Raw genomic sequence first — 17,198 nt, forward strand, 5'->3', positions numbered from 1 at the left:
AGCTTGCGGCCATGTTCTTCACCTACCTCAGGCGCGAGCTGCGCCGCCGGAGAAAAGCGGCCCTTGTCGTCGCCTCCGGACTCGCGCTGGGTATCGCGCTGGTCATCGTGGTCAATTCCGTGTCCTCCGGCATGGGCAAGGCCCAGGACAAAGTTCTCCAGTCCCTCTACGGGCTGGGCACCGACATGACCGTCACCAAGGCGGCCCAGCCGCAGGCCAGTGCCTCGGACCGGCCTCGCTTCCAGTTCGACGCCCAGGACAACGGCTCCGACGCGGAACAGAGCACCGACCGGGTCGTGGTGCAGGGCTTCCAGACGCTCTCCACCGCGACCGTCACCAAGGTCGGCCGGCAGACCGGCGTCTCGGACGCCGTGGGCGGCCTGAGCCTGCAAGTCATCAAGGTCAACGGCCAGTTCACCCGCGGCCAGGTCCAGCAGGGCGAGGGCGGCGACCAACAGGGCGCTCCCGGCGGCCAGGGCGGCGGCACGGGCCAGCCGCAGGGCGAAGTGCAGGGCGGCGGCGCCAACTTCGACGTCGACAACTACTCCGTCTACGGCACCGACGTCACCGAGCCGGCCCTCGGCCCGCTGACCTCCTCCAAAATCACCAGCGGTCGTACGTTCACTTCGTCGGAGACCGACGCCAAGGTCGCCGTCGTCGACTCGGCGTACGCCAAGGAGAAGAAGCTCAAGGTCGGCAGCACGGTCACCATCAAGAGCGTCAAGTACAAGGTCATCGGAGTCGCGACGGCGGACAGCGGTGACTCGGCCGCCAACCTCTACATCCCGCTCACCCAGGCGCAGACGCTCAGCGACTCCAAGAACAAGGTCACCACGGTCTACGTCCGGGCGAGCGACTCGCAGCAGATCGACAGCGTCAAGTCCGCGATCCAGAAGAACGTCTCGGGTACGACGGTGACGACCTCCGCGGACCTCGCGGACACCGTGTCCGGCTCCCTGTCGACCGCGTCCTCCCTCGCCACCAGCGTCGGCAAGTGGCTGTCGATCGCGGTGCTCATCGCCGCGTTCCTGGTGGCCGGGCTGCTGACCTCCTCGGCGGTGTCGCGCCGGGTGCGGGAGTTCGGCACGTTGAAGGCGCTGGGCTGGAAGTCCGGCCGGGTGACCCGGCAGGTCGTCGGTGAGGCGATGGTCAACGGGCTGCTGGGCGGCGCGCTGGGCATCGCGCTGGGCCTGGCGGGAGCGTATGTGGTGACGGCCATCAGCCCCACGTTGCAGGCGCAGTTGGGCGGAGGCGGCGGAGGCGGTACCGGCGGGGGCGGCTTCGGTGGCCCCGGCCGGGCGGCGCAGAAGACCCTCGACGTGGCCCTGACCGCGCCGGTGAACGCCACCACGGTGGTGATCGCGGTGGCCCTGGCGGTCGCGGGCGGCCTGATCGCGGGCGCGTTCGGCGGCTGGCGCGCGTCCCGGCTGCGCCCGGCGGACGCTCTGCGACGCGTCGAGTAGCGGCACTCACCCGCCGAAAGGGCGGGGGCTGTCGAGGTGCGACGCCGCGACCGGCCTTCACCACTCGTCAGTCGTACGGCAGCCCGCGCCACCCCCCGATCCCACCCAGGAGCCATCACCATGTACGAACTCAGAAGCGTCACCAAGCGCTACACCCGGGGCAAGGAGACCGTCGTCGCCCTCGACGGAGTCGACCTCACCATCGCGGACGGCGACCGTCTCGTCATCCAGGGCCCCACCGGCGGCGGCAAGTCCACCCTGCTGCAGATGCTCGGCGGTCTGGACCGGCCGACCTCCGGCGAAGTCGTCCTCGACGGCACCGACATGGCCAGGCTCTCCGAGACCCGCCTGACCAGGGTCCGCAGCGAGAACATCGGCTTCGTCTTCCAGAGCTTCAACCTGATCCCGACGCTGACCGCGCAGGAGAACGTCGAGACCGCCCTCGTACCCCTGGGGGTGAAGGCGAAGGAGCGGCGCGAGAAGGCCGCCGAGGCGCTCAGGTCGGTCGGGCTGGGCGAACGGCTGGGGCATCTGCCCGGCGAGATGTCCGGCGGCCAGCAGCAGCGGGTCGCCATCGCCCGCGCGTTGGTCAAGCAGCCGAAGGTGCTGCTCGCCGACGAACCCACGGGCAACCTCGACGAGTCGATGCGCGACGAGATCATGGACGTACTCGAACGCATGTGGAAGGAGCTCGGGCTGACCTTTGTCATGGTCACGCATGACTCCGCGATCGCCAGGAAGGCCCCCCGCGTGGCCACGATCCGCAAGGGACGGATCACGGTGAAGGAGAACGCCGCTCCCTGAGGGGGATTTCGGACAGGAGCGCTTGTGGTGGCCGAGGACATGCGCTTCCCCGACGATCGTGTAACAGAGCCATCCTGTCGGCTCCCTGTGTATTGAGCCATCTGAACGCCCCCCGGCATACTGCGTGTTCCGGGGGGTGTGCGCACATGGGTGCGAGGTTTCCCCCGCCCGGGTGAATCGGGGAATTCACCCGGATCTTCTGCAAGGGGGAATCTTGCACAGACAAGTGAAAAGAGCGTGCGCGGCCTCGGTCGCCACGGCTGCGGCCATCGCTCTCGCCGCGGGCATGACCAGCCCGGCGTCGGCGGAGCCCGAGCAGCGCGCGACCGGCGCTGCCTCGCTCTCGTCCCACCACCGCATCACCCTCATCACGGGTGACCGTGTCTCCGTCGACTCCAAGGGCCGCGTGGTCGGCCTGGAGCGGGCGAAGGGGCGCGGCCACATACCCGTCCAGATCCGCAAGGCGTTCGGGCACACGCTCGTGATACCGGCCGACGCGGCCCGGCTGATCGCGACCGGCAAGCTCGACCAGCGGCTCTTCGACATCACCGAGCTCAACAAGTCGGCGACCCGTACTTCCCAGAAGAACGGCCTGAAGGTCATCGTCGGCTACCGGGGAGCCGCGACCGCCACCAAGGCCGAGGTGCGGGACGCGGGCACCTTGCGCCGGACCCTGAAGTCCCTGAACGCGGACGCCGTGCAGACGCCGCAGCAGGACACGCCCGAACTGTGGGACGCGGTCACCAACGGCGACAAGACGGCCTCCGGTGTCGCGCACGTCTGGCTCGACGGAGTCCGCAAGGCCTCCCTCGACAAGTCCGTGCCGCAGATCGGCGCCCCCAAGGCGTGGGCGGCCGGTTACGACGGCAAGGGCGTCAAGATCGCCGTCCTGGACACGGGTGTCGACGCGACCCACCCGGACCTGAAGTCCCAGGTGATCGAGTCCAAGAACTTCTCCACGGCCGCCGACGCCAAGGACCACTTCGGCCACGGCACCCATGTCGCGTCCATCGCGGCGGGCACCGGAGCCAAGTCCGGCGGCAAGTACAAGGGTGTCGCGCCCGGCGCGCGGATCCTCAGCGGCAAGGTCCTCGACGACACCGGCTCCGGCGACGACTCCGGCATCCTGGCCGGCATGGAGTGGGCGGCCGCGCAGGGCGCCGACGTCGTCAACCTCAGCCTCGGCGGCGGGGACACGCCGGAGATCGACCCGCTGGAGGCGGAGGTCAACAAGCTGTCCGCCGAGAAGGGGATCCTCTTCGCGATCGCGGCCGGCAACTCCGGCCCCGAATCGGTCGGTTCGCCGGGCAGCGCGGACGCCGCGCTCACCGTCGGCGCGGTCGACGACAAGGACAAGCTGGCCGACTTCTCCTCGACGGGCCCGCGGGTCGGCGACGGCGCGATCAAGCCGGACGTCACCGCGCCGGGCGTGGACATCACGGCCGCGTCCGCCAAGGGCAGCGTGATCGAGCAGGAGGTCGGCGAGAAGCCGGCCGGCTACCTGACCATCTCCGGTACGTCGATGGCGACCCCGCATGTCGCGGGCGCCGCGGCGATCCTCAAGCAGCAGCACCCGGACTGGAAGTACGCCGAACTGAAGGGCGCGCTGACCGCGTCCACCAAGGGCGGCAAGTACACCCCCTTCCAGCAGGGTTCGGGCCGGATCCAGGTCGACAAGGCCATCAAGCAGACCGTGATCGCCGACCCGGTGTCGGTGGGCTTCGGCACGCAGCAGTGGCCGCACACCGACGACAAGCCGGACACCAAGCCGCTGACGTACCGCAACCTCGGCACCAAGGACGTCACGCTCACCCTCGGCGTGACCGCCACCAACCCCAAGGGCCAGGCGGCTCCGGCGGGCTTCTTCAAGCTCGGCGCGACCAAGGTGACCGTCCCGGCGGGCGGCACGGCGTCCGTGAACGTCACCGTCAACACCAAGCTGGGCGGCACGCTCGACGGCGCGTACTCCGCGTACGTGACGGCGACCGGAGACGGCCAGAGCATCCGTACGGCCGCTGCGGTCAACCGTGAGGTGGAGTCGTACGACGTCAAGGTCAAGCACATCGGCCGGGACGGCAAGCCGACGGACAGCTACGACACCGTATTCTTCGCCTACTCGGGCCTCGCCAACGGCCGCAGCTACCAGACCCCGGTGGACGCCTCCGGCACCACCACGCTGCGGCTGCCCAAGGGCACCTACCTGATGGACGCCTGGATCGCGAAGGACTTCGTGGACTTCAAGGGCGGCCTCGACTGGCTGGTCCAGCCGAAGCTGAACCTCACCAAGAACACCTCGGTGACGTTCGACGCCCGCAAGACCAAGTCGGCCGACATCACGGTGCCGGACGCGCAGGCCAAGCAGATCAGCGCGATGGCCGACTACTTCCACGAGCCCTCGGGCGTCGGCATCGCCGTCGGCCTCGACACCTTCGCCAACCTGCGCATGGCCCACCTGGGCGCGGAGGCCACCGGTCTGTCGCAGACCTGGAACGGCCAGTGGACCAAGGGCGCGAACACCGAGTACGACGTGGCCACCACCGCCAAGGTCAAGAAGATCCAGGGTGACAAGGTCCGTCACTTCAAGGCGAGCGAGCTCGCCACGGTGAAGAACAACCTGGGCGCCGCTGCCTCCGGCAAGACCGGAGCGGTCGCCCCCTGGGGGCTGTTCCCCGAGGATGCGGTCATCGGTATGCCGGTGGAGCAGAAGCTGCCGGGGTCGCGCACCGTGCACGTCTCGACCGCCGACAAGATCCAGTGGGGCTTCGACTTCCAGCAGTACGCGGGCAAGGACGCGGACGGCTTCCCGATCACCGACGCGTACTACACGCTGGGCGACCCGCAGACCTTCAAGAAGGCCCAGAAGTACACCAAGACCTTCAACACGGCGGTCTTCGGTCCGACGATCAACGCGGACAACGGGGTCTACCGCGAGGGCAACACCATCTACGGCGCGCTGTCGCTGTTCGCCGACGGGGCCGGGCACGACGGCGCCTCGGTCTTCACCTCGGCGGCCACGTCCCTGTACCGCAACGGCACCAAGGTCGGCACCAACGACGACCCGCTGACCGGCACGGGCTTCACTGTCCCGGCCGGTGACGCCGAGTACAAGCTGACCTCCTCGGTCAAGCGGAGCGTCAAGGTCGCCGCCGCCTCCACCCGGATCGACGCGAGCTGGACCTTCCGCTCGAAGAAGCCGTCCGGCAACGACATCACCAAGCTGCCGGTCTCCACGGCCCGCTTCAACGCCAAGACGGGGCTGGACAGCAGGGTCAAGGCCGGCCAGACGATGACGATCCCGGTCAGCGTCGTCGGCGCGGCCAAGGGCTCCAACCTTAAGTCCCTGGCGGTGTACGTGTCGTACGACTACGGCCAGACCTGGAAGAAGGTCGAGGTCAAGCACGGCAAGATCACCGCGAAGAACCCGGCGGCGGGGAAGGCCATCTCCTTCCACGCCAAGATCGCGGACAAGAAGGGCAACAAGGCGACGATCTCGATCTACAACGCGTACTACGGGAAGTAGATCTCGTACTACGGAAAGTAGCTCGCGGGCTCGTTGAGCGCTGAGCGAAAGGCCCGCCGGAGGTGCAGCCTCCGGCGGGCCTCTCGTGTTTCTGTGGGCGCATGACGACTCAGACGGTCGAGTACATCCGGTACCGCATCCCCGAAGAGCAGTCGGCGGAGTTCCTGTCCGCCTACACCCGCGCCGCGGCCCTGCTGGCGGCGGCGCCCCAATGCGTCGACTACGAACTGGCGCGCTGCGAGGAGGACTTCGAGCACTTCGTCCTGCGCATCACCTGGACCTCCACCGAGGACCACCTCAAGGGTTTCCGCGAGTCCGAACTGTTTGCCGACTTCCTTGCCGAGATCCGCCCGTACATCCCGAACATCCAGGAGATGCGCCACTACACCCCCACCACGGTCCGCGGCACCGGCTCCGCGGTCCCCACCCTCTACGCCTGGGCGGGCGGCCCGGACGCCTTCGCCCGCCTGACCACGGTCTTCTACGACAAGGTCCGGCACGACGAACTCCTCGCGCCGATGTTCGAGGGCCTCGCCCCTGAGCACGCCCAGCATGTGGCCCTGTGGCTCGCCGAGGTCTTCGGCGGCCCGCCCGGCTACTCCGAGACGCAGGGCGGCCACGGCCACATGGTCGCCACACACATGGGCCGGGGCATCACCGAGGCCCAGCGCCGCCGCTGGGTGAACCTGATCCAGGACGCGGCGGACGAGGCGGACCTGCCGACCGACGCCGAGTTCCGCTCCGCCTTCCTGGCCTATGTGGAGTGGGGCACCCGGCTCGCGGTGCACTTCTCCGGCCCGGACGCCAAGCCGCCGGCCGAACAGCCGGTACCGAAGTGGAACTGGGGGGCGGCGCCGCCGTACCAGGGCTGACGCGGACCGCCGGGACCGGGCCGGCACGGTCGCGGCGCCTGGTGACGGGGGCGCCGCGCCCTCAGGCGGACGGTGCCGACGACCCCGTCCCCGCGCGCGTCGCGTCCGCGCCCCAGCTCGCGAGGAGCCGTAGCGCCTCCGCCGACGGGGAGCCCGGCTCGGCGTGGTACGTCACCAGACCCTGCTCCTGGTCGTCGGTCAGGCGGAACGACTCGAAGTTGAGATCGAGGTTTCCGACGAGCGGATGACGCAGTCGCTTGACGCCGTGGCTCTTCTCCTTGACGTCGTGGGTGGCCCACAGCCGCCGGAACTCCTCGCTCTTCACGGAGAGCTCGCCCACCAGCGCGGACAGCCGGGGATCATCCGGATAACGGCCGGCTTCCATGCGCAGCCCGCAGACGATGTCGATCGCCTTCTGCTCGCTGTCCTCGAACAGATCGCGGTACTCGGGCCGCAGGAACACCAGCCGCGCCCAGTTCCGCTCCTGCGGCGGCAGCTCCGCCCAGTCGCCGAACACGGCCGCGGCCATCCGGTTCCAGACCAGGATGTCCGAGTGCCGTCCCACGATGTACGCCGGAACGCCGTCCATCGAGTCAAGCAGCGTCCGCAGCGTCCCCCGGACCTGCTGGGTACGGGCGGCCGGCTTCTTCTTGGACGGCTTCGGCTTCGCCAGATGCGTGAGGTGCGCGTGCTCGGCGTCGGTGAGCCGCAGCGCCCGGGCGATGGCGTCGAGAACCTCCGCCGAAACGTTTTGTCCGTTGCCCTGCTCCAGGCGTGTGTAATACGCCACGGACACGCCGGCCAGCTGCGCCAGCTCCTCCCGGCGCAGCCCCGGCACCCGCCGGTGGCGCCCGAAGTCCGGCAGCCCCACGTCCTGCGGCTTCAGCCGGGCCCGCCGGGTACGCAGGAACTCGCTGAGCTCGGCACGACGGTCCAGCGCCCCGCCGGGCGTCCCGCCCACGGGCTCCGGAACGGGGTCGGGGTGTTTGTCCATGCCTCAAGTATTCCCGGTCGTACGCACACCAGCCTGACCCCGTCAGTAGTAGGACCACTGGACGTACGCAAAGCGGAGGCCTGGGTGAACATCGCGCGATCGGGCACGCTGGACGTCGTGCCCGGCCGGAAAGGCAGCCGGGCACGGACCCCTAGCAAGGAGAGAAACCCGGCATGACCACTGTTGCTGCGTACGCCGTCCCGGCCGCCAAGGCTCCGCTGGAGCGCACCACCATCGAGCGCCGCGCGGTCCGCGAGTTCGATGTACTGATCGACATCAAGTTCGCCGGTATATGTCACTCCGACATCCACCAGGCCAGGGAGGGCTGGGGTGAGGCGATCTTCCCGATGGTCCCGGGCCACGAGATCGCGGGCATCGTGTCCGAGGTCGGCCCCGGTGTGACCAAGTTCAAGGTCGGCGACCGCGTGGGCGTCGGCTGCATGGTCGACTCCTGCGGCGAGTGCGAGAACTGCAAGGCCGGCGTCGAGCAGCACTGCACGCAGGGCAACGTCCCCACGTACAACGGCATCGGCAAGGACGGCGAGCCCACCTACGGCGGCTACTCGGAGAAGGTCGTCGTCGCCGAGAACTTCGTCGTCCGCATTCCCGAGGGCCTGGCCCTCGACGAGGCCGCCCCGCTCCTGTGCGCCGGCATCACCACGTACTCCCCGCTGAAGCAGTGGGGTGCGGGCCCCGGCAAGAAGGTCGCCGTGATCGGCCTGGGCGGCCTCGGCCACATGGGCGTCAAGATCGCGCACGCGCTGGGCGCCGAGGTGACCGTCCTGTCCCAGACCCTGCGCAAGAAGGACGACGGCCTGAAGCTGGGCGCCGACCACTACTACGCGACCAGCGACGAGAACACCTTCAAGGAGCTCGCCGGCTCCTTCGACCTCATCGTCTCCACGGTCTCGGCGCCCCTGGACTTCGGCGCCTACCTGAGCCTGCTCAAGACGGGCGGTGCCCTGGTGAACGTGGGCGCCCCGGAGGAGCCCGTCGCCCTCAACCTGTTCTCCCTCATCGGCGGCAACAAGACCCTCGCCGGTTCGATGATCGGCGGCATCGCCGAGACCCAGGAGATGCTGGACTTCTGCGCCGAGCACGGCATCGGCGCCGAGATCGAGCTGATCGCCGCGTCCGAGATCAACGAGGCGTACGAGCGGGTCCTGGCGAGCGACGTGCGGTACCGCTTCGTGATCGACACGGCGACCATCTGAGCCGTACCCCGACTGATGGGCCCCGGCGGTGTGCCGGGGCCTTCAGCGTGCCGCCCTACGCTGCCGCAGCGCCCCCGACCAGGTGGTCGGCCTCGGCTCGGCCGCGTCATCGTCCGGCGAAACCAGGGGCGGGGATCGTCGGGGCCATGGTGATGTCCTCACCGACCAGTTGCGCGGTCAGGCTGTCGATCAGGGCGCGACGCTCGGACTCACGGCGGGCCCGGGCCTGCGCCAGTTCGTGTTCGACCGCCTCCCGGTCCTCGGCGTTGCGAGCTCGCTCCACGGCCAGCCGGTGCTCCAGACCCGCACGGTGCCGGTCCTCGACCGAGCGTCGCTCCACCTCGTACATGCGCTCCACGCTCTCCAGGTGGCGGTGCAGCAGGCGGTCGTAGCGGGTGACGCCGCCCATCAGCTTCGCCAGGACCGGCAGGGAGTCCAGCACGAGCAGCAGCAGGTGCAGCACGACGCCGAGGAAGCACGGGTAGAAGGCGCTGGTCATGACCGCCCACAGGGCCTCCGCCCGGTCGAGCAGGCCGGTCGCGCGCAGTTCCCGTTCCTTGGCCTCGCGTTTGGCCTGCGCCGCGTCCAGGACCTTGGCCCGGTACTCCTCCGTGGCCGGCTTCACCCCGCTGGTCAGTGTGTCGATCCGGGACCGCAGGCTGGTGGCGGCCGTCCGGTCCTTGTCGACGTTGTTCCCGTCCCGATAGGTCTGGGCGTCCGCGCGGGCGATCCGGCACTGCTGGGTGATGTCCCGGCCGCCGTTGACGTAGATGTAGTTCTTCCGGCTGCACAGCTCGTTGGACGTGGCCTCCAGCTTCGCCTGCTGCTTGTCGACCGCGTCGATGTGCCCGCTCAGCTTCGCCAGCTGCTCCTCGACCGCGGAGATCTGGGTCCGCAGCGTCGCGGGTGAGCCATGGACCCCCAGCTGGGCCTTCGCGCAGTCCGGTCGGTCCTCGGTCGAGGTGCCGTCGGCGGGATTGCAGCGCAGCAGGTTCCGGTAGTAGACCTGCGCCGTCTCCTCCCGCTCCTGGGCCAGGTACTTGTCCATCTCCGGGGCGAACACCTGGAACAGCAGCGGCTCGGCCAGGGCCAGCCCCAGCAGGAGCGACAGCAGGAAGCGGGGCAGCAGGGCACGGCGCCTGTTGCCGGTGACCTTGCCGTGCGTGCCGGAGACCAGCCAGCTGTCGACGAGGAAGACGAACACCGTCCAGATCGTCCCGGTCACCAGCAGCGCCCAGACCGGCGCCCCGCCGAGCAGGGAGTCCAGGGCCAGACACACCGACACCCCGCCCATCAGGGCCGTCGCGAGGACGATCCCGCCGTAGCGGCTGTAGAGGACGCGCTCGGACGGCACCCGGTCCAGGATCGGCTCGTGCACGCCGATCTGCCCCCGCAGCAGACGTCCCGGTCCGCGACGCGGGGGCGCGGCGTCGCGGTCGGTGCTCTCGGCTCCCGCGCCGGCCGGGGGTGTGCGTCGTTCAGTACCCATGCTCTTCCCTGCCCACGTCGCCGATGTCGAAGGTGTCGCTCTCGTCGTCCTCGCCGAACGCGGCGTCGTCCTCGCCGTCCTCCGTGGTCCGGTCCGCGCGGGTGCCGTCGCCCGGCGCGTCCGGCGCGGTCGGCGGCTGCGCCTCGCCGTGCGGCGGTACGGACTCCAGCTGCTTGTCCGGGCTCTGGGCGCCGGGGTCGAGGTTGGCGCCGATGATGCGGTCCAGCAGCGCACGAATGTCCACGGGAGTCATGTCGGTGTAGCCCTCGCGGATGAGCTGCTTGTACAGCTCGTAGTACATCTCCTGCTGCCGATCGCCCCGCGTCCGCTCGTCGCGCTCCCTGCGCAGTGAGTCCTCGCGCTGGTGCTGTTCGCGCCGCAGACGGTCCTCGCGCTCCTCCTGGCCCTTGGTCAGGAGTTCCTCACGCCTGGCGTTCAGCATCCGGGTCTTCTCCTGCCACCTCAGCTCCCAGCGGCGGTCGGCCCGTTCGGTGTCGCGCACCAGGTCCTCACGCCACAGGGTGGACAGCCGCTCCACCAGGGCCCGTTCGGTCTCGTCCCGGCGCTCCGCGGCCTCCCGCGCCTCCCGTTCGGCCACCCCGAGGCGTTCCGCCAGCTGCTCGGCCGTCAGTTCCTTCCGGCGATAGGCCCGCAGCAGGGCCCAGCGCGAGCCCAGCTTCGCCGTCTGACCGGCGTCGAGCTCCTCCTGCTCACGCTCGTACGCGGCCTGCTGTTCTTCGAGTTGGAGCCTGACGTCCAGTTCGCGTCGTTGGAGTTCCTCCTGGTGCTGCTTGTCCAGCAGCTCCAGTTGATTCTGGTACTCGCGTTCCCGCACCTTGCGGTCCTGCTCGACCGCCTGCTCCACCTCGTCCTGCCTGCGGCGACGCTCCAGTTCCTCCAACTTGGCCTGGAATTCGCGCAGTTCGGACGGCGTGAGGACGTCCACGCTGACCAGCTCGGCCGTCATCCCGGGCAGCCGTGGCGGGTGCGTGACGGAGAAGGCGGAGACGCGGGCGGACAGCCACTTGCGCACCTCGGTGACCTGGGCGACGCCGTGGTCCAGGCCCTCCTCGACCAGCCCGGGGCAGGCGTGCAGGTAGGAGGTGAGGGCCGAGACCGCGTCCGCCGGCCCCTCACGCACCAGGGCGACGCTGTCGTCCACCGTGCACCGGAAGCGGACCCGTACGGCGAAGTCGGAGGAGTCGGCGGAGGGCACCGTCACCATGGCCTCGACCGGGACGTTCCTCCGCTTGTCCACGACGGTCACCGAGGTGGCCGAGACCGCCGTGTCCGATCGGAGGTCGAGGCTTCCGTGGTTCTCGACCCACATCTCGCCGACCCGGTACACGGCGACCTGGTGGGTGCCGAGCCGGGGCAGGTCCGACGGCTCACGTCGGGGCGAGCCGATGGCGCGCCACCCGCGGGCGACCGGGGGTTCGAGCGGCCGGCTCGACACGACGGGGTAGGAGGGGTGTGAATCATCGCGCATCGGTACACCTTTCACAGTTCGTCGAGCAGGGCACGGATCGCCTCCGCCGGGCCCTTGCCACGGGTCAGCCGCACCAGGGCGGCACGGAGCGCGTTCCTCTCGGTCTCGGTGTGCGTCTGCGCGCGCAGGCCCTTGCCGAGGGCCCGGCCCGCCTTCACGGTCTCCTTGGTGAGGACCGGCAGCGCCGTGAGGTGTTCGGCGAAGGTCTGCAACGCGATCTGGCGCATCGGCCGGTAGCGGAAGGCGGTGGCCCACAGTTCCAGGAGCGCGTCACCGCGGTCGGGGTGGAGGACGAAGTAGCGCAGGGCGACCGGTCTGCCGGAGGCGTCCCGGATGCAGAGGATCGTCACCACCACCGCGAAGGTCAGCGATTTCAACGGGGTCCGGCCGACCGTCGAGGCGTGCTTGCCCAGCCGGTAGGTCAGCAGCCCCAGGACCCGTGAGGGGTCCTCGTCGTGGTAGACGAGCAGCGCGAAGAACCTGGCCAGTGCCGCCGTCCCCATCCCCTGGCCGTGCTCGGACGCGATCAGGTGCCACAGCCACTTCACGGCGTCGGACGGGAAGCGCACCCCGAGCCATCCGCTGAACGCCAGCGCCGCGGTGCCGCGCAGTTCCGCCGAACCGGACCTGGCCCAGTCCCGGGCTATGGCGAGGGCGGCGGTGTCGAGGCCCAGGCCGCTGTGGCACATGTCCCACAGCACGTAGACGGCCATGGCCTGGCCCCGCCGGCCGGCCTGGCCCGTGGCCCACGGCACCAGGTAGTTGCGCACGACCTCCTCGAAGTCGGTGACGGCCAGCATGGCGAGCCCGGCGGCCATCGAGACCTCGAACTCGTCGCCGGAGACCGTGCCGGACGGACACGGCGCGTCCGGGTCGCTCAGTACGGTGGTCAGCCACTGCTGCACCGCGTCCCAGAACTCCATGCCGAAGCGCGCGCACAGCTCGGTGAAGACCCAGCGCCGGTGCGAAGGCGTACCGAAGACCACGACCTCGCGGGTGACGGAGCCCATCGGGATCCGCTTGGTGGTCAGCAGGTCGATGTCGAGCATGGCCCGCCGGTGGTCGAACAGGGACGCCTCCACGCCACCGGTTCGTTTCCCCGGGACGTTCTTGTCCTTGCTCGCCGTGACGGGAACGGCGGCCGACGCGGTGAGGGAGGAGGAGAGGGCGTTGCCCCTGCCCGGTGTGTTGGTTCCGCCCGCGTACGCGCGGCTCACATGGTGGTCGAGCGAGGCGAACAACTGCTCGCAGGACCTGATGCCGTTGCCGGCGGCGAAGGCCACGGTGGTCACCTGGAGGATCTCCCGCATGGTGCGGCCGGGGGCGTTGAACCAGCGCTGGACGGTCTCGTAGGTGTTGGTGTCGTACTCCTTCCAGACCTGCTCCGGCTCGCGTCCCTCACAGATGCTGTCGGCGATCTCGACCGCCTTGCTCACGGGGCAGTTGGGCCGGATCAGCTCGATCGCCTGGTGGATCGTGTCGTCGGAGCAGCCGCCCAGCTTGAGCCTCAGGCGCAGCAGATTCTCGGTGGCGGGGGCCTCCCAGCAGAAGTGGCGGACCGCGGTGGGGAGCGTGCGTTCCATGCGCGGGCGCGTGGTGACGACGAGGTGGGCCCTGCACTTGTGGACCCGTTCCTGCACGCGTCGCCAGGCGAAGTCCGCCTGCTCGATCCCGGTGACACCGTCGTCGACCCGGTCGAGGACGACGTAGCCGTTGCCGCTGTCGAAGACCCGCTCCGCGAGCTGTTCCAGGGTGATGTCCGGGGACAGCACGATCATGCGGCCCTCGCCGCGTATCGCGTTCTTGAGCAGGGCGACGGCTCCCGACCGCTTGCCCGTCCCGGGTTCGCCGATCAGGGTCACCACCTTGTCGGCCCGCAGCGCTTCGAGGGCCTGGGCGAACGCGTCGGGTTCCGCGTAGCGCCGCACCAAGAGGTCGATCTCCTCCTCCCGCACGGGGCCGGTCGCCGCGCCCTGGGGGAGAGGGGCGGCCCCGGCGACACCCGTGACTCCGCCCGGGCCCACGGGGCCGTACAGGTTCTGGTGGACCGTCGTGTACGTGGTGTGGACGGCGGACACCTGCTCGCTGGCCTCGGCGGCGCCGGGCTTCGTGTTCGCGCGGGGGGACGGATCCCTCGTGTCGGGCGGGGCTGTTTCCCCGTCGGGTGCATTTCCGCTCGCGGGTTGCGATGCCTTTCCCTTTTCCGGCTCGGGATCTCCCGGCTTCTCAGGTTCGGGTGTTTTCCGGTGCGGTTTCACCTCACCGGTCTCATGCGTCCCGGGAATTGCGTCCGCCGATTGTTGGTCCAGACCCGACTGCACCGGTTCCTGGTTTCCTTCCCCTGGGACGAGTGGGCCCGGAGGGTTTTGTGTGTTCTCGGGTGCCACCGCGTGCTGTGGGTTCTCGGGGTGTGACTTCTCGCCGTTCATAGGCGGTTGTTGTTCACGAATCCGATGACGGATCCGTGCACCGGGGCCTCGAACACCTGGAGGGAGTGCTGACCGGGCAGGCCGGCCGCCGCGGGGGCGGAGGGTGCGGGACCGGCCGGCGCGGGGCCGGAGGGCGGCGCCGGGGAGTCCTCGGGCGGCGGGGTGTCTCCCCCCAGGTCGCCCAGTCCGTGGATGTCGCCGCCCAGCACCCTGATCCAGACCGCGTCGTCGAACTCCTTCTCCCGGACCCGTATCTCACGGAACTCGCTGGTGCGCAGCGTCGTGTAGTCGCGGACCACGACGGTGTTGAACACCTCGCGGGACACCGCCACCGCCAGCCGCGCCCCTGCGCTGAGACGCAGGGCCTCCTTCAACTGCGTGCAGTTGAGGATCCTCGACACCTCCACCGGCCCGCTGTCGGAGAAGCCGCTGGCCGCGGGAACGGCCGGTCCGTGGTGCACCGCGGCGCGCAGCTTCAGCCAGGCGTCGGGCTCCCGGCCGTCGTTCACGGCCTGCAGCGCGTTGTCCAGATGGCGCATGAAGTCGTCCACGAGCAGGGGCTCCGACTCCTCGACGGGGAGTACGGACAGCGCGGAGTCCCCGGCGACCTGCGTCTGCCAGGCGCCTCTCACGAAGCCCACTTCTTCGGCCGCCTCGTCGAGGACGTGGGGCACCGACTGCTGGATCCAGTGCTGACGGCGTGGGCTGCTCCGCCCGTATCCCTGAGCGTCCACTGCCAGGAGCGGACGGCGGGAAAAACCTTTCATTCGATTCACGTTCTATTCCTTCGAAATCGTGGCCGAATCCCTGGTGTTGTGCACGGTGATCGAGGAGGGAAAAGCAGCATCACAGGCGGGAGGACCGCCGTGTGCCGCTGTTGCGAAAATGAGACAGGAAGGCCTCGGGCTCTTGACTTTCACACAGCGCGGGGGACTGTCGTATCAGACCCCGGCCGAGCGGAAACCCATGGAAATACGGGATTCACGCCTTTCCGGGAAACCGTAGAAGTAGGTGGTCGTCCGGCACCGGCGGAGCGTTACTGGGTGACATCCGGCCCGAGGGGCCGTCCCAGGTGGTGAAGGAGTCGGTATGGCACACGAGCCGGACGGCGGCGGATCTCCGCGGCCCGACCAGTCAGGTGACCCGGCCGCGATGCTGGCCTCGCTGCAAACGACCCATCAACTCGCCGACGGCAAGGCGGGTGTCCTCGCCGGCGTCCAGGCGGCGCTGGTCGTCTCCTTCGGGTCCTGGGTGCGTTCCGCGCGGGACACCTGGGCGCACGCGGCGTTCGGTGTGGTGCTGCTGGACACGCTGGTCGTCCTGTTCGCCGTGGCGTTCCTGTCGGGGGTGACCTGCCTGGCTCTGGTGCTCCGGCCGCGGCTGTGGCGTCCGGTGTCCTTCAACAGGTACAGCGTCCACGTGCTGTCCAGCGCCGCGAGTGCCGTCCCGCAGGGTGCGCCGGGCGAGGACCCCGCGGCGCGCGCACGGGCGGAGATGTGGGAGGCGTGCCGGTTCCTGGCCGCCGTCACGGTGACCAAGTGCCGCTACGCGACGGTCGCCGTCGTCTGCACCGCCGTGATGGCCGCGGCGGCGGGCCTGTGCCTGCTGCTGAGGGCGTTCCCCGGGTGAGGCCTCACCAGGTGTCCGGTGCGGGGAGCCGCGCCTCGACGCGCAGCCGGTCGAGGTCCCGGATCGTCGTGGTCCGGTATCCGGTGCCGATCAGCTTCGCGTCACGCAAGTCCTTGAGCGCCTTGTGCACGGTCGGCTCGGCGGCGCCCGTCAGGGCCGCCATCTCCGGCTGGGTCAGGCTGAATCCGAGCTCCACGCCCTCGCGCCCCTGCACGCCGTGGATCGACGCGAGGTCGACCAGGATCCTCGCGAGCCGCTCCTTGACGTTGTAGCCGCGGAACTCGAGCCGACGGTTGTTGGCCCAGCGCAGCCGCTCGGAGAGGATGCCCGTCATCACCACCGCCGCGTCCGGGCAGCGCAGCAGGAACGCGCGCAACGCCTCGTGGGACACGGCCCGGGTCCGCACCCTGCCGCACGCGGTGACGGTCGCCGTACGCGGCATGTCCGCGATCGCTGCCATCTCGCCGACGATGTCCCCGCCGAGCCGGATGGCCAGCAGGGACTCCCGGCCGTTCTCCACGGTGGCCGTGACCTTGGTGAAGCCGGACAGCAGCAGGAGCGCGTGGCGGTCGACGTCTCCTTGGCGGACCAGGACCTCCTTCGCCTCGAAGACCCGGGGGCGTCCCAGCGCCAACAGGTCCTGGAGCGCCGCGTCGGCCAGCCTGCCGAGGAAACTCCCTCTCGGCCACCCACCCCCACGTCCGGCGTTCCGCCGTGGTGCGTCCATCACGTTCCGACGATAGAGGCTCCGGACGGCGGCCCGCGCGGATTCCGGGTACGGCTCTTCGTCGTGAACCCGCGTGCTGTGCGCCGTCGTCATCGCCGTGGCCCCGCCGACGTCAGGAGCGTCAGGCGGAAGCCACCACCTCGCCGTTCATGACCTCGGGAGGGTTGGGAAGCAGTGGCGTGAGGTGGTCCCGCACGAAGTCCGCCGCCCTCAGGATCGATTCATCGGCACCGGCCTGGTCCTGGAAGACGCTGGTCGAGACCATCACTCCGTCCCCGGCGTCGATCCAGAAGTAGGCCACGAATCCGGAGACCTGGCGCATGAGCGGCACGAACCCCTCGTTCACGAGACGTGCCGCCTCGGCCGTATCGGTCACCCCTTCGTACCGCCGGACTGCTGCGTACATCCCCACGCTCCTCACGGCGTTCTGGGTCGTCGTCTGCTCGGACGTCTGCTTGGACGTCTGCTGAGACATCTGCTTGGTCTTGGACGTCTGCTGAGACGTCGTACCCCCGCGGCGGCTGTGTGGCTCACGGTGCGTCCGGCAATCACCTGAAGGGCCGCCCCG

At 69.7% G+C, this 17,198-nt stretch carries 13 protein-coding genes; 6 read left to right on the forward strand and 7 right to left on the reverse strand.

The window, feature by feature from the left end; translation table 11 throughout:
- The first annotated feature begins 11 nt into the window (after positions 1 to 11).
- From ACFYRY_RS15890 to ACFYRY_RS15905, 4 genes are all read left to right on the forward strand, one after another.
- A complete protein-coding gene (locus tag ACFYRY_RS15890) occupies positions 12 to 1,463 on the forward strand; it encodes an ABC transporter permease (RefSeq protein ID WP_389144891.1) in 1,452 nt (483 codons plus the stop codon).
- 120 nt (positions 1,464 to 1,583) lie between these two features.
- Positions 1,584 to 2,267, forward strand: a complete 684-nt coding sequence (locus ACFYRY_RS15895; RefSeq protein ID WP_389144894.1) for an ABC transporter ATP-binding protein — start codon at positions 1,584 to 1,586, stop codon at positions 2,265 to 2,267.
- 286 nt (positions 2,268 to 2,553) lie between these two features.
- On the forward strand, positions 2,554 to 5,787 hold the full coding sequence (locus ACFYRY_RS15900) for a S8 family serine peptidase (protein WP_389146249.1): 3,234 nt from the start codon (positions 2,554 to 2,556) through the stop codon (positions 5,785 to 5,787).
- Positions 5,788 to 5,888: 101 nt separating this feature from the next.
- On the forward strand, positions 5,889 to 6,659 hold the full coding sequence (locus ACFYRY_RS15905; protein WP_389144897.1) for a group II truncated hemoglobin: 771 nt from the start codon (positions 5,889 to 5,891) through the stop codon (positions 6,657 to 6,659).
- 61 nt (positions 6,660 to 6,720) lie between these two features.
- On the opposite strand, the gene ACFYRY_RS15910 is transcribed toward ACFYRY_RS15905, so the two are convergent.
- On the reverse strand, positions 6,721 to 7,653 hold the full coding sequence (locus tag ACFYRY_RS15910) for a helix-turn-helix transcriptional regulator (protein WP_389144900.1): 933 nt from the start codon (positions 7,651 to 7,653) through the stop codon (positions 6,721 to 6,723).
- Positions 7,654 to 7,826: 173 nt separating this feature from the next.
- On the opposite strand from ACFYRY_RS15910, the gene ACFYRY_RS15915 reads away from it, so the two are divergent.
- A complete protein-coding gene (locus tag ACFYRY_RS15915; RefSeq protein ID WP_389144903.1) occupies positions 7,827 to 8,867 on the forward strand; it encodes an NAD(P)-dependent alcohol dehydrogenase in 1,041 nt (346 codons plus the stop codon).
- A gap of 106 nt (positions 8,868 to 8,973) precedes the next feature.
- On the opposite strand, the gene ACFYRY_RS15920 is transcribed toward ACFYRY_RS15915, so the two are convergent.
- The 4 genes from ACFYRY_RS15920 to ACFYRY_RS15935 form a co-directional block, all read right to left on the reverse strand.
- Positions 8,974 to 10,356: a DUF4407 domain-containing protein gene (locus ACFYRY_RS15920; RefSeq protein WP_389144906.1), complete on the reverse strand. Its 1,383-nt coding sequence runs from the start codon at positions 10,354 to 10,356 to the stop codon at positions 8,974 to 8,976.
- Entirely contained in the window at positions 10,346 to 11,845 is a 1,500-nt protein-coding gene (locus tag ACFYRY_RS15925) for a hypothetical protein (RefSeq protein ID WP_389144908.1), read from the reverse strand. The genes ACFYRY_RS15920 and ACFYRY_RS15925 overlap by 11 nt, the downstream gene beginning before the upstream one ends.
- A gap of 11 nt (positions 11,846 to 11,856) precedes the next feature.
- Positions 11,857 to 13,923, reverse strand: a complete 2,067-nt coding sequence (locus ACFYRY_RS15930; RefSeq protein ID WP_389144911.1) for a hypothetical protein — start codon at positions 13,921 to 13,923, stop codon at positions 11,857 to 11,859.
- Between the two features lie 347 nt (positions 13,924 to 14,270).
- Entirely contained in the window at positions 14,271 to 15,041 is a 771-nt protein-coding gene (locus ACFYRY_RS15935; protein ID WP_389144914.1) for a hypothetical protein, read from the reverse strand.
- A 322-nt stretch (positions 15,042 to 15,363) separates the two neighbouring features.
- Between ACFYRY_RS15935 and ACFYRY_RS15940 the strand changes: the two genes are divergently transcribed.
- On the forward strand, positions 15,364 to 15,903 hold the full coding sequence (locus ACFYRY_RS15940; protein ID WP_389144917.1) for a hypothetical protein: 540 nt from the start codon (positions 15,364 to 15,366) through the stop codon (positions 15,901 to 15,903).
- A gap of 4 nt (positions 15,904 to 15,907) precedes the next feature.
- On the opposite strand, the gene ACFYRY_RS15945 is transcribed toward ACFYRY_RS15940, so the two are convergent.
- Both ACFYRY_RS15945 and ACFYRY_RS15950 read right to left on the reverse strand, forming a co-directional pair.
- Positions 15,908 to 16,630, reverse strand: coding sequence for a Crp/Fnr family transcriptional regulator (locus ACFYRY_RS15945; protein ID WP_389146252.1), 723 nt, complete (start codon positions 16,628 to 16,630; stop codon positions 15,908 to 15,910).
- A gap of 121 nt (positions 16,631 to 16,751) precedes the next feature.
- Positions 16,752 to 17,036: a hypothetical protein gene (locus ACFYRY_RS15950; RefSeq protein WP_389144920.1), complete on the reverse strand. Its 285-nt coding sequence runs from the start codon at positions 17,034 to 17,036 to the stop codon at positions 16,752 to 16,754.
- Positions 17,037 to 17,198 lie beyond the last annotated feature (162 nt).

The organism is Streptomyces sp. NPDC005263 (assembly GCF_042872365.1).
GTDB lineage: Bacteria > Actinomycetota > Actinomycetes > Streptomycetales > Streptomycetaceae > Streptomyces.

Excerpts from the sequence above, each read along its gene's own strand:
- ACFYRY_RS15950 (WP_389144920.1), bottom strand. The coding sequence starts at position 17,036 with ATGTACGCAGCAGTCCGGCGGTACGAAGGGGTGACCGATACGGCCGAG.
- ACFYRY_RS15935 (WP_389144914.1), bottom strand. The coding sequence starts at position 15,041 with ATGAAAGGTTTTTCCCGCCGTCCGCTCCTGGCAGTGGACGCTCAGGGA.
- ACFYRY_RS15910 (WP_389144900.1), bottom strand. The coding sequence starts at position 7,653 with ATGGACAAACACCCCGACCCCGTTCCGGAGCCCGTGGGCGGGACGCCC.
- ACFYRY_RS15900 (WP_389146249.1), top strand. The coding sequence starts at position 2,554 with ATGACCAGCCCGGCGTCGGCGGAGCCCGAGCAGCGCGCGACCGGCGCT.
- ACFYRY_RS15925 (WP_389144908.1), bottom strand. The coding sequence starts at position 11,845 with ATGCGCGATGATTCACACCCCTCCTACCCCGTCGTGTCGAGCCGGCCG.
- ACFYRY_RS15945 (WP_389146252.1), bottom strand. The coding sequence starts at position 16,630 with ATGGACGCACCACGGCGGAACGCCGGACGTGGGGGTGGGTGGCCGAGA.
- ACFYRY_RS15890 (WP_389144891.1), top strand. The coding sequence starts at position 12 with ATGTTCTTCACCTACCTCAGGCGCGAGCTGCGCCGCCGGAGAAAAGCG.
- ACFYRY_RS15915 (WP_389144903.1), top strand. The coding sequence starts at position 7,827 with ATGACCACTGTTGCTGCGTACGCCGTCCCGGCCGCCAAGGCTCCGCTG.
- ACFYRY_RS15905 (WP_389144897.1), top strand. The coding sequence starts at position 5,889 with ATGACGACTCAGACGGTCGAGTACATCCGGTACCGCATCCCCGAAGAG.
- ACFYRY_RS15940 (WP_389144917.1), top strand. The coding sequence starts at position 15,364 with ATGGCACACGAGCCGGACGGCGGCGGATCTCCGCGGCCCGACCAGTCA.
- ACFYRY_RS15920 (WP_389144906.1), bottom strand. The coding sequence starts at position 10,356 with ATGGGTACTGAACGACGCACACCCCCGGCCGGCGCGGGAGCCGAGAGC.
- ACFYRY_RS15895 (WP_389144894.1), top strand. The coding sequence starts at position 1,584 with ATGTACGAACTCAGAAGCGTCACCAAGCGCTACACCCGGGGCAAGGAG.